12 protein-coding genes are annotated in these 12,053 nt (G+C 57.1%); 10 read left to right on the top strand and 2 right to left on the bottom strand.

Annotated features, from left to right (window positions below; translation table 11 throughout):
- Positions 1–12 precede the first annotated feature (12 nt).
- From der to ACR0EV_RS09935, 3 genes are all read left to right on the top strand, one after another.
- Positions 13–1,476 (top strand): ribosome biogenesis GTPase Der, encoded by a 1,464-nt coding sequence (gene der / locus ACR0EV_RS09945; RefSeq protein ID WP_480799935.1) that lies wholly within the window; start codon positions 13–15, stop codon positions 1,474–1,476.
- Between the two features lie 163 nt (positions 1,477–1,639).
- On the top strand, positions 1,640–2,623 hold the full coding sequence (locus ACR0EV_RS09940; protein WP_480799934.1) for a fatty acid desaturase: 984 nt from the start codon (positions 1,640–1,642) through the stop codon (positions 2,621–2,623).
- 89 nt (positions 2,624–2,712) lie between these two features.
- A complete protein-coding gene (locus ACR0EV_RS09935) occupies positions 2,713–3,336 on the top strand; it encodes a helix-hairpin-helix domain-containing protein (protein WP_480799933.1) in 624 nt (207 codons plus the stop codon).
- 55 nt (positions 3,337–3,391) lie between these two features.
- Here the strand turns inward: ACR0EV_RS09935 and serS are convergent, their stop codons facing one another.
- Positions 3,392–4,684 (bottom strand): serine--tRNA ligase, encoded by a 1,293-nt coding sequence (gene serS / locus ACR0EV_RS09930; protein ID WP_480799932.1) that lies wholly within the window; start codon positions 4,682–4,684, stop codon positions 3,392–3,394.
- 72 nt (positions 4,685–4,756) lie between these two features.
- Positions 4,757–6,421: a mechanosensitive ion channel family protein gene (locus ACR0EV_RS09925; RefSeq protein ID WP_480799931.1), complete on the bottom strand. Its 1,665-nt coding sequence runs from the start codon at positions 6,419–6,421 to the stop codon at positions 4,757–4,759.
- Between the two features lie 201 nt (positions 6,422–6,622).
- Between ACR0EV_RS09925 and yajC the strand changes: the two genes are divergently transcribed.
- The 7 genes from yajC (at position 6,623) to ccmB (ending at position 12,043) form a co-directional block, all read left to right on the top strand.
- Entirely contained in the window at positions 6,623–6,910 is a 288-nt protein-coding gene (gene yajC / locus ACR0EV_RS09920; RefSeq protein ID WP_171090782.1) for a preprotein translocase subunit YajC, read from the top strand.
- Between the two features lie 33 nt (positions 6,911–6,943).
- Positions 6,944–8,605 carry a protein translocase subunit SecD gene (gene secD, locus ACR0EV_RS09915; RefSeq protein WP_480799930.1) on the top strand — a complete coding sequence of 554 codons (1,662 nt, stop codon included), beginning with the start codon at positions 6,944–6,946 and terminating at the stop codon, positions 8,603–8,605.
- A gap of 1 nt (position 8,606) precedes the next feature.
- The gene (gene secF, locus ACR0EV_RS09910; RefSeq protein WP_171668480.1) at positions 8,607–9,575 is read left to right on the top strand and encodes a protein translocase subunit SecF; all 969 of its coding nucleotides are present in this window, start codon (positions 8,607–8,609) and stop codon (positions 9,573–9,575) included.
- Positions 9,568–10,314: a TSUP family transporter gene (locus ACR0EV_RS09905; RefSeq protein ID WP_480799929.1), complete on the top strand. Its 747-nt coding sequence runs from the start codon at positions 9,568–9,570 to the stop codon at positions 10,312–10,314. The genes secF and ACR0EV_RS09905 overlap by 8 nt, the downstream gene beginning before the upstream one ends.
- Before the next feature lie 9 nt (positions 10,315–10,323).
- Positions 10,324–10,677 carry an Mth938-like domain-containing protein gene (locus tag ACR0EV_RS09900; RefSeq protein WP_480799928.1) on the top strand — a complete coding sequence of 118 codons (354 nt, stop codon included), beginning with the start codon at positions 10,324–10,326 and terminating at the stop codon, positions 10,675–10,677.
- A 98-nt stretch (positions 10,678–10,775) separates the two neighbouring features.
- Complete coding sequence (ccmA, locus tag ACR0EV_RS09895; RefSeq protein WP_480799927.1) at positions 10,776–11,390, top strand: heme ABC exporter ATP-binding protein CcmA; 615 nt, start codon at positions 10,776–10,778, stop codon at positions 11,388–11,390.
- Entirely contained in the window at positions 11,387–12,043 is a 657-nt protein-coding gene (gene ccmB, locus ACR0EV_RS09890) for a heme exporter protein CcmB (protein WP_171179531.1), read from the top strand. The genes ccmA and ccmB overlap by 4 nt, the downstream gene beginning before the upstream one ends.
- The last annotated feature ends 10 nt before the right edge of the window (positions 12,044–12,053 follow it).

Genomic DNA, 12,053 nt, shown 5'->3' with positions numbered 1-12,053 from the left:
AAGTTGAGTATCATGTCGCTGACCCTCGCCATCGTGGGGCGCCCGAACGTGGGCAAATCCACTCTGTTCAATCGCCTTGTGGGCAAACGCCTGGCCTTGGTCGACGACCAACCTGGCGTGACACGTGACCTGCGCGAAGGCGAAGGGCGTCTGGGCGATCTGCGCTTTACCGTGATTGACACGGCGGGTCTTGAGGATGCGACCGATGACAGCCTTCAGGGCCGGATGCGCCGCCTGACCGAGCGCGCGGTGGACATGGCCGATGTATGCCTGTTCATGATCGATGCGCGTACAGGTCTGACCCCAACGGACGAGATGTTCGCTGAGATTCTGCGCAAGCGCTCGAAGCATGTGATTTTGGCGGCCAACAAAGCCGAAGGTTCTGCTGCGGACGCGGGGGTTCTGGAAGCCTACAATCTGGGTTTGGGTGAACCTGTGCGCCTATCTGGTGAGCATGGTGAAGGCATGACGGACCTTTACGCCCAGCTCATGCCTTTGGCCGATGCGGCCGAAGAAACACAGGCCGAAGAAGCCCCGGAAACCGATATCGAACTGGATGAAGAGGGCGAGGGCGAGACGCCTCTGATCACCTCAGCCAAACCGTTGCAAGTGGCTGTCGTCGGGCGACCCAACGCGGGCAAGTCGACATTGATCAACAAGATCATTGGTGAAGATCGCCTGCTGACCGGGCCCGAGGCCGGAATCACCCGCGATGCCATCAGTCTGCGGATTGACTGGGCCGACCCGGACGGTGACAGCACGCCCATGCGCATCTTCGACACAGCGGGGATGCGAAAAAAGGCGAAGGTGCAGGAAAAGCTTGAAAAGCTTTCGGTCTCTGACGGTCTGCGCGCCGTGAAATTCGCTGAAGTTGTTGTCGTTTTGCTGGACGCGGCCATTCCGTTTGAACAACAGGACCTGCGCATTGCCGATCTGGCCGAGCGCGAGGGCCGGGCCGTTGTCGTTGCGGTCAACAAGTGGGACGTTGAAGAAAATAAACAGGAAAAACTGCGTGAACTCAAAGAGTCCTTTGACCGTCTGCTACCGCAACTGCGTGGCGCGCCTTTGATCACAGTGTCTGCCAAGACTGGTCGGGGGCTCGAAAGACTGCGCGCAGCGATCCTACGCGCCCATGACATCTGGAACCGCCGGGTGCCGACCGCTGCACTGAACCGCTGGCTGACTGCGATGCTGGAACAGCACCCGCCTCCGGCACCGCAAGGGCGTCGGATCAAGCTGCGTTACATGACACAGGCCAAAACGCGCCCGCCAGGCTTTGTTGTAATGTGCTCGCACCCTGACAAGGTGCCAGCCAGTTACACGCGCTATCTGGTCAACGGGCTGCGTGAAGATTTCGACATGCCGGGCACTCCGATCCGTCTGACACTGCGTGGGCAGGGTGACAAAAACCCCTACAAGGGCCGCCGCAAGAAAAACGCCGGCGCGCTGGCCAAGCATCTTAAGGGGCGCGCGTAACTGCGCCAATTTTCAGCATTTTCGGCGCAAGGACGTGACAGCGCCCTTTCTGCGCGCTAGCATTCGCTTGCGTGCATCTGTTTTCGTGCGTGCGGCTTGCACCTGTTCAATCAGGTCATATTTTTAGTTCAAATTTAACCGGGCCATCGTGGGAGAGGGCTGGATGGATCTGAGGGAATATACGCGGCAATACGCTGTTCAGGACAACAGGCTTGCAGCGCTGAGCTATTTTGGAACTTTCGCGGTGTATTTTGCATCGTTGGCGCTGGCGATTGGATATGTAGATCGCTGGTATGTCATGATTCCGGCGGGTGTGGTTTTTGCGTTCTCGGCGGTGCGGCTTTATGTGCTGCAACATGATTGTGGCCATCATTCGCTATTCGAGACACGCCGACAGAATGAATGGGCCGGGCATGGACTGTCTCCGTTTACCTTTGCGCCGTTTGAGGTGATGAAGCAGAACCACAACCTGCACCACGCAGGGATCGGCAATCTTGAGCATCGCGAGACAGGCGAAATTCACACAATGACCCTGCGCGAATGGAACGAGGCCGATTGGAGCAAACGCCTTTTCTATCGGCTTTATCGCAACCCGTTCGTCCTGGTGCCGGTGGGGGCATTGTTCACCTATTTCATCCGGTATCGCTGGCCCAAGAACACTTTGCGGTTCGGATTGAAAGGCGTGTTGCTGCACAATCTTTCGATCGTTGTTTTTCTGGGGCTGCTATATTTGATTGCCGGCAGTACCGGCATTCTGGTCTGGCTTGTATTCTCACTTCTAGGTGGGATGCTGGGTGTGTTCCTTGTTTATCTTCAGCACAACTTCGAGGACACCTACTGGGACCGCCGCCCTGATCTGGACCCGCAGCTTGCGGCGCTGCAAGGCTCGTCCGCTCTCGACTTTGGTTGGTGGTTCGATACGGCAGTGGCATGCATCACGTTGCACGACATTCACCATTTCAACGCACGCATTCCGTCTTATCGCCTGCGTGCCTGCCACTACAATCTGCCGCCCGAGTTTACACCGCGTCGGATCAAGTTCCCCGAGGCGGTTGCAGCGCTGAATCTCAAGCTTTGGGATGAGGATGCCAAACGTTTGGTGCCGTTTCCGAAGAAAGGGCGCACGGCGGACTTGGCCCATAGTTGAACAAAGCCTCGCGGTTCGGTGCCGCGACTTGAAGCACCGTATATCTTGTGTATATACGTTGATGCAGGGAGAAAGAGAAAGGATCCGGAATGACCGCAGTGACCGAAGTAAAAGGTGTGGGGGAAGCGCTTGCTACTGCTTTGTCCGCGAACGGCTTTAAGACAGCTGAAGCGATTGCCAAGGCCAAGCCCGAAGATCTGGTCAAGGTTCCCCGGATTGGTCTGGCGCGCGCTGCGGTGCTCATAGCTGCAGCGAAAGTGGCTACGACTTCAAAACCCGCAGCCGCTAAACCTGCTGCGCGTCGGGCGCCAGCCCGTAAACCTGCCACTCAGAAACCTGCGGCGCGTAAACCTGCAGCGAGTAAGCCTGCAGTACGACGCCCGGCCGCCCGCAAGACCGTTGCAGCCGCGGCCGCTGAAAAGCGCGCCGAAGAGGCAGCGAAGAAAGCAGCAGAGGAAAAAGCAACCGCTGAGGCCGCCGAAGCCAAAGCCCGCAAAAAGGCAAAGGCCAAAGCCAAGGCTGAGAAAGCCGCAAAGAAACGTGCCGAAATGGAAGCTGCGTTTTCAAAGGCAAAGGACAAGGTGAAAGCCAAGTCCAAAAAAGACAAAAAGTCCAAGAAGGACGATAAAAAGAAAGACGTCGCGAAAAAGGGCGACAAAAAGGACGGCAAGAAGAAAGACAAGAAAAAAGACAAGAAAAAGGCGAAGAAGTAAGCCTTCTTCGCCTTGTTATCACGTTCGACCGGCGTCTTTTGGGGCGTCGGTTTTCTTATGCCAGCGTGCCATCCAGTTGCAGCGTCAGTTTGCCACCCAGATAAGGGCTGAGAGCTTGCGGCAGGGTTACGCTGCCGTCCGCGTTCTGACCGTTTTCTAACACCGCGATCAGGCAGCGCCCAACGGCCAAACCTGAACCGTTCAGCGTATGAACGTATTCCGGTTTTCCTCCGCCTTCGGGACGGAAACGGGCGTTCATGCGGCGTGCCTGAAAGGCTCCGGTGGTCGAGACCGAGCTGATCTCACGATACGTGTTCTGACCGGGCAGCCAGGCCTCGATGTCGAATGTACGGCGTGCACCGAAGCCCATATCGCCGGTGCACAGAACAACGGTGCGGTAGGGAATGCCCAACTGCTCCAGCAGGTCCTCAGCGCAGCGCAGCATGCGCTTTTGTTCGTCATCCGACTTGTCGGGATGCGTGACCGAGACCATTTCGACCTTTTCGAACTGGTGCTGACGCAGCATACCTGACGTGTCTTTGCCCGCGCTGCCGGCTTCGGAGCGAAAGCAAGCCGTGTGCGCCGTCATGCGGATGGGCAGGGCAGCTTCATCCAAAATGTCACCCGCGACCGAATAGGTCAGCGTTACCTCAGACGTCGGGATAAGCCACCAACCATTGGTCGTCTGATAGCTGTCATCACCGAATTTCGGCAGCTTGTCAGTCCCGTACATCGCCTCATCACGAACCAAAACCGGGGTCTGCATCTCGGTCAGCCCGTTCTTGTCGATGTGAGTATCCAGCATGAACTGGGCCAGCGCACGATGGATACGTGCGACGCCTTTCGATAGGTTCACAAAGCGGCTGCCGCTGGTCTTGGCGGCCGTTTCAAAATCCATCGCGGCGGCAACGGCGGGGATGTCGAAATGCTCTTTCGGGTCAAAGTCAAACGCGCGCGGGGTGCCCCAACGGTTCACCTCGACATTGTCGTCCTCATCCGCACCTTGCGGCACGTCTTCGGCAGGCAGATTGGCGATGCGGGCCAGTTGATCGGTCAGTAGCGCGTCGAGGTCCTTGGCCTCGGTCTGCATTTGGGCGATCTCAGCCTTCTTCTGTGCTACTATTGCGCGCAAACGCTCGAACTCTGCTTCGTCGCCACGACCCTTGGCTGCACCGACCTCTTTGCTGGCTTTGTTCTGTTCAGCCTGCGCGGTCTCGGCGGCCAGGATCTTGGCCCGGCGACTTTCGTCCAGTCTTAACAAATCTGACGACACCGGCGCGTCCCCACGGCGCGCAAGGGCGGCGTCGAAGGCGGCTGGGTTTTCGCGAATGGCGCGGATGTCGTGCATGTCTCAGATCCTTAAATGCGTGAATCACTGAAACCGCTTATGCACCATCTGTCGGGCGGGGTGTAGCACCGGTTACGACTTATCGTCCGCGTCGTGGATTTCATGCGCCAAGTGCCCATCCCATTCCTCAACCGGGATCTTTGGTTCCGGTGGGTCGGCCATGTAGGACGGCGTCATGATCTGCACGTTGTTCTCGTTGAATACGGCGACGATGTTGCGATGCAGGTCCGAGCGGATTTTCGGAATGATACTGCCGCGCGTGGTGTAACCGTTGATCTGATAGTTGATCGCGTAGTCAGCCAGTGCGGTCCACAGCACGAAGGGTTCAGGCTTGGCCTTGATTCCTTTTGTGCGATTGGCGGCCTCAATCAACATCGCTTCGACCTTCTCGGGTGGCTCTTCGTAACCGATGCCGACTGTAGTGTGCAAAAGCAACCCGCTGCCATCGGTCTTTTTCGAGAAATTCACCACGTCCGAATTCATCAGCTGCGCATTCGGGATTGAGATCAGTTCGTTCTTGATCGACTTCAGATGCGTTTCCATAAGCTTGATCTGAACCACGTCTCCGATGTGATCGCCGATTTGAATGCGGTCGCCGATTGAGGTTGACCGTCGGTAAATTACGAATAATCCCGCCAGCATGTTGGACACGACCGAGTTCGCTCCCAGCGACAGCATCGCGCCGACCAGAATTGTCAGGCCTTGAAACGCCGCTGAATCCGACCCAGGGATATAGGGAACAGCAAAAACCAGCGCGATCAGAATGACGACGACGCGGGCGATGTTGAACGTCGGGTTGACCCAGTGCTTTTCAAAATCGCCCATTTCGAAAGAGCCCGCTTCGACCGCATCGAAGAACACACGCATGCCCTTGATTACATACATCGTGACCCATGTGATCAGGCCCAGCATGATCATGTTGGGGATGTAGCTGAGGATGCCTTTGAAGATCAGAAGGACAGGCTCTGTCAGGTAAGTAAGAAGAAGCTGCGCGAAATAGCGTGTTTCGGCAAAAGCCAACAGCACAAAGGATAGATAGTAGTAGAAACCCAGAAAGAAGATCACCAGCAAAACGAAGTTAAGTCCGTACCGGACCAAGGCGGCGATTGCCTCGGCTTGAACGCTTTTCGCGGTGGCGGTTTCCACGTCCTTCAAATACCGCTTTACTAACTTCAGAGTGCGCCGTCTGATCCGCCGATGCAGCCAAAGGATAAGCAGAACGAAGACGACAAATCCTATGGTCCATCCCGCGGCCTCAATCGCACCTGACACGCGTGCCTGCTCCGTGCGATTAGAACGATAGTTGAGGATGGCTTCTTCGATAGCCTGACCATGGAGGAAGCTAAGAACATCCAGCTCCATTTGGTCCAGCTCTGCATCCGCAACGGTCACAATGGAAACGATTACGCCGTCGGCACGGATGCGTATGCCCAAGTCGGTGTCTTCGAAAGTGATATCAACCGCAGGGTTTTCCGAGGATTCGGCTACCTCGATAATCTTGTTTTGAACGCTTTCTGCACGCTCTGGCGCGGGTAGGGCGCTGGAACCGCGCAAGAAAAACAGCATGTCGCCATCCACGATGACGGGCGCTTTGAAACTGTCTGTTTCTTCTGACTCGGGCTCGACTATTTCAGCAGGTGTTTCCTGGGCCATTAGTGGCGCTGCCAACCACAAAACAAAGGTCAGCACGGACAGCAAAAGCGTTAAAGATTGGAAAGGCTTGTAACGAACTCTCATTGTCCCCCCTGATGCTTGACTATAGCCAAATAGAGACACCTGCATAGGACATATCTGCAACGCTTTGTCAGCGGTTGTCGCGGCTTGGACGGTTTAAGGTGGGACACATCACCGCCTTTGCTTGCAAACACGCATTTCAAAGCATAGGTTCCGGCCAAATTTGCGGAACGGTGCCGCAAGGTCTGAACAAAGGAATATCCCATGGAAGGTGGCGCAATCGCCCAGTTTCTCCCGCTGATCCTGATTTTCGCGATCATGTATTTTCTGCTGATCCGTCCGCAGCAGAAGAAAATGAAAGAACACCAGGCCATGGTCGAAGCCGTGCGCCGGGGTGATCAGGTGATTACTCAGGGTGGGGTGATTGGCAAAGTTTCCAAGGTCAAGGAAGGCGAGAACGAGATCGAGGTCGAGATCGCCGAGGGCGTCAAGATCCGCGTGGTCAAGTCGACCATTGCTCAGGTTCTGAACAAGACCGAACCTGCGAAGTAACTTCGCACGACAATCCCTTGAAAAGGCAGGGTAATGCTGCAAATTGATACCTGGAAGCGGGTTCTGATCTGGCTGGTCTGCGTGACCGGCTTGCTCATGGCCCTGCCAAACGCGTTCTACACGCGGGTCGAACAATCCAACGACGCAAAAGTTGCCATCGAGTTGGGCAACGACACGCCCGAGATGCAAGCTCAGGCCGCGGAATGGCCGACTTGGCTACCGTCTTCTCTGGTCAATCTGGGCCTGGATCTGCGTGGCGGGGCACATCTTTTGGCCGAAGTCCGGGTTCAGGACGTATACGAATCTCGGATGGAGGCCATGTGGCCCGAAGTCCGGGATGCCCTGCGTGACGAACGTGCCACGGTTGGCACAATCCGCCGGCAGGACTCGGCCCCGGATGAGATTCGTGTTCGGATCAGTCAGCCCGAAGGCATGTCCCGAGCACTGGAGGTGGTGCGCGGACTGGCCCGTCAGGTGCAAACCCTGACCGGTGTCGGAGCCACGGATATTGAGGCCCGCGCAGACGGCGACACTATCGTGGTTCAACTGTCCGATGCGGAAAAGCTGGCGTCGGACGACCGGACCGTGCGTCAGTCGCTTGAAATCATCCGCCGCCGGATTGACGAGGTGGGTACTCGCGAACCCACCATTCAGCGCCAGGGGTCGGATCGTATCCTGATTCAGGTGCCGGGTATCGGCAGCGCCGGAGAACTTAAGGAAATCATCGGAACCACGGCTCAGTTGACTTTTAATCCCGTCGCTGGACGTGGAAGCGACCCGGACGCCTCTGTCGGGATTGGTGAAGAGGTTGTGCCTTCGATTGACGAAAACGGCGTGTTTTACACCATTGAATCCGCTCCGGTTGTGACAGGTGAGGAACTGGTGGATGCACAGCCTTCGTTTGATCAGAATGGACGGCCTGCGGTTAGTTTCCGGTTCAATACTTCGGGTGCGCGCAAGTTTGGCGACTATACCCGCGACAATATCGGCGCGCCTTTTGCTATTGTGCTGGATGACGAGGTGATTTCCGCCCCAGTGATCCAAAGCCATATCCCGGGCGGGTCTGGTATCATCACCGGCAACTTCAGCGTTGAGGAAAGCACCAACCTTGCCATCCTGCTTAGGGCGGGCGCGTTGCCTGCCGGGCTGGAGTTCCTGGAAGAGCGCACCATCGGCCCCGAACTGGGGCAAGACAGTATTGATGCAGGTAAAGTAGCCACTATCGTGGCCTTTGCGGCTGTTCTGGTTTTCATGGGCCTCAGCTATGGACTGTTTGGCATCTTTGCTAACATCGCGCTTATCATCAACGTGGGTCTGCTGTTCGGGTTGCTGTCCCTGATCGGAGCCACGCTGACCCTACCGGGGATCGCAGGGATCGTTCTGACGGTCGGCATGGCCGTTGACGCCAATGTGCTGATATTTGAGCGGATTCGAGAGGAACTGAAATCTGCCAAAGGCCCGGCGCGGGCGATTGAGCTGGGATATGAAAAGGCGCTGTCGGCCATTTTGGACGCCAACGTCACCACATTCATCACTGCAACCATCCTGTTTGCCATGGGCAGTGGTCCGGTGCGCGGCTTTGCGATTACGCTGGGGCTGGGCATTTTGACGTCGGTCTTTACCGCGATCTTCGTGACGCGCCTGATGGTCGTCATGTGGTTCGAACGCCGCCGTCCGAAAATGATCGAGGTTTGACATGAGACTGAAACTCGTACCCCAGAACACCTCGTTCGATTTCTTCAGCCGCTGGAAAATCTGGCTGGGCATCTCGGGCCTGATGATGGTTGTGGCGTTTGCTTCTTTCATGTTGCAGGGCCTGAATTTCGGTATCGACTTCCGCGGCGGTACAACGATCCGTACGGAAAGCGCGCAGCCGATTGATGTGGGGCTTTACCGCGACGCGATTGCGCCTTTGGAGCTTGGTGATGTGACGATCACTGAGATTTTCGACCCCACCTTCGGCCCGGACGAAAACGTCGCCATGATCCGAATTCAGGCGCAGGCCGATGCTGAAGCGGTTGAGGCCGCCACGATCACCGCCGTCGAGGGCGCATTGCAAACCGTCGTGCCTGACATTCAGTTTGTCTCGGTCGAGTCGGTCGGGCCAAAGGTATCTGGTGAGTTGATCCAGACTGCGGTTATCGCCGTTGCGTTGGCCATCGGCGCGGTGCTTGTCTACATCTGGCTGCGCTTCGAATGGCAATTCGCGCTGGGGGCCGTGGCTGCCCTTGTGCATGACGTGATCCTGACCATCGGTATCTTCTCGGAACTTCAAATCCGGTTCGATCTGGCGATCATCGCGGCGCTTCTGACCATCGTGGGCTATTCGCTGAACGACACGGTGGTTGTGTTCGACCGCGTGCGGGAAAACCTGCGCAAGTACAAAAAGAAAGACCTCAAAGAGGTTCTGAACATCTCGATCAACGAAACCCTCAGCCGGACAGTCATGACCTCGGTCACCACTCTGTTGGCGCTGATTTCACTTTACGTGCTGGGTGGAGACGTAATCCGAGGGTTCGTCTTTGCGATGATCTGGGGTGTTATCGTCGGGACCTATTCGTCCGTCTTTGTGGCCTCGACCATCCTGTTGTGGCTGGGGGTCAAGCGCGACTGGTCCAAACCGTCGAACACGGCGGGCAACCAGTTTGCCAACATTGATGCCTGAACTTTTTGGCCAGCCCCCTCAAGGGCTGGCCATTATCCTTTTTGCGGCTTTTCTTGGCGGCGTTGTGCGCGGATTTTCGGGCTTTGGAACCGCGCTGGTCTTCCTGCCCCTTGCCTCCCCCTATCTTGGCCCATTCGGTGCGCTGATCGGGTTGACGATCATGGACATTTTTGGCCCGCTGCCCAATCTGCGCCGCGCGTGGAGCCATGTGGACAAAGGCGATCTTGCACGCTTGACCGGAGGTTGCGCTTTGCTTCTGCCGCTGGGCCTGTGGGTGCTGACTCGCGTAGACCCCGATGTGTTTCGATATGCGGTCAGCCTGCTTGCGCTTTTCACGCTCGCGGTTCTGATATTGGGGTTGCGGTATAACGGCCAAGTCACTCGAGTGATGGTCTCGGGCATCGGCGCCGCTGCTGGGTTTCTGGGCGGTGTCGCAGGGCTTCCGGGGCCGGCGGTAATCCTGTTTTATATGTCCCGTCCGCTGTCGGTGCAGGTCATCCGCGCCACGATACTGTTGTTTCTCTTCGCGTTCGACTTTCTCATTATTGGTTACCTGACTGGGATGGGTCGTGTTACATGGGCGGCTGCAGCGCTGGGTCTTGCTCTGGCAATCCCGAACCTGGTAGGGAATTGGCTGGGCGGATGGGTGTTCCGCCCCGAGCGTGAGAGGCTTTATCGCGCGGCAGCTTATATCGCCATCGCACTGGCGGCCTTGTCGGGCCTGCCGCTTTGGGGATAGAAAGCGCATATGCGCCTGAACGAGATCACCTACACCAGTGCAATGCCGGTCGACGGCTACGGCCCCGGCTTCTTCCGCGTCGGCGGGCAAGTCCACGAAAGCCCGGTTCTAATCGGCCCAACCGGAACGACAAGATGGGGCGGCTATGATGACCCAGTGCCGCTGCTGAACCTTGCTGACGACATCGACGTCCTGTTCATCGGCACTGGCAAGGACATGGCACATATTCCCAAAATACTGCGCACCGCCTTGGAGAGCGCCGGAATCGGCGTCGAAATCATGAATTCGCCCGCCGCATGCCGCACCTATAACGTGCTGCTTTCGGAAGGGCGTCGGATTGCGCTTGCGTTGATACCTGTTTGACAGGCTTCCCCTTTCGGCACCGGGACTCGGCAAAGTCACGACGACCCTGCGGCAAATCTTGCCTTTTGCCCCTTCAAACAATCCGCTAAGCGGGTTTCATGACTTTGACTGTATCCGACTTGTCGATCACCCGTGGTGGCATTCCTGTGCTGGAAGGTCTCAGCTTTCAGCTGCCGCCCGGCAAGGCGTTGATCTTGCGCGGGCCGAACGGGATCGGCAAAACGACCCTTCTGCGCACTTTGGCAGGTTTGCAGCCACCGCTTGCAGGAACAATTGAAGGTGCCGAGGATCAAATTGCCTACGCGGCGCATTCAGACGGGTTGAAACCGACCCTGACCGTGACCGAAAACCTGACCTTCTGGGCCTCGGTCTTTGGGACAAGCGGTATACAAGACGCATTGGATGCGTTTGATCTGAACGAGTTGGCCGATCGCCATGCCGGCAATCTATCAGCTGGTCAGAAGCGACGGCTGGGGCTTGCCCGGATGCTGGTGACAGAACGACCGATTTGGATGCTGGACGAGCCCACCGTATCGCTCGACAAAAACGCGGTGCAGATGTTTGCCGGTGCGGTGCGGGACCATCTGGGGCAGGGTGGGTCGGCCCTGATTGCGACCCATATCGATCTTGGCCTGGACGGAGAGGTTCTGGACGTAGGACCCAACAAAGCCAAACCCAAACCCATTGACGATTTCGACGGAGGCTTCCTGTGATCGCCCTGTTGCTGCGCGACCTGAAACTGGCCTTTCGCGCAGGCGGCGGGTTTGGACTGGGACTGGCGTTTTTCCTGATCGTGACGGTGATGGTGCCGTTTGCGGTGGGCCCACAATCCTCACTACTCTCAACCATCGCTCCGGGTGTTCTTTGGCTTGGGGCGTTGTTGGCCTGTTTGCTGTCGCTCGACCGGTTGTTGGCCTTGGATTGGGAAGACGGGTCGCTGGACCTGTTGGCCACAGCACCGCTGCCATTGGAATCAGTTGTGACCATCAAGGCTTTGGCGCATTGGCTGACCACAGGATTGCCTCTGGTTCTTGCAGCGCCGTTCCTGGGGGTACTGCTCAATCTTCCCGTACCGGGTTTTTTTTGGCTGGTGATTTCACTGTTGATTGGCACCCCCGCGATGAGCGTGATCGGAACCTTTGGCGCGGCTTTGACCGTCGGCTTGAAGCGTGGCGGCTTGCTTTTATCATTGCTGGTGCTGCCGCTATACGTGCCCACACTGATTTTCGGGGCCGAGGTTGCGCGGCGCGGTGCAACTGAAATGGAGGTACAGACGCCCTTGCTCATGCTGGCAGGTATCACGGCGGCAACCATTGCGCTGCTGCCCTTCGCCAGCGCGGCAGTGTTGCGGATCAATCTGCGGTGAACCGTCTCAA

It is taken from the genome of Ruegeria sp. CF8 (assembly GCF_056537285.1).
Note: the sequence above shows the minus strand (reverse complement) of the source record. Positions and strands in the feature narration are given on the sequence as shown.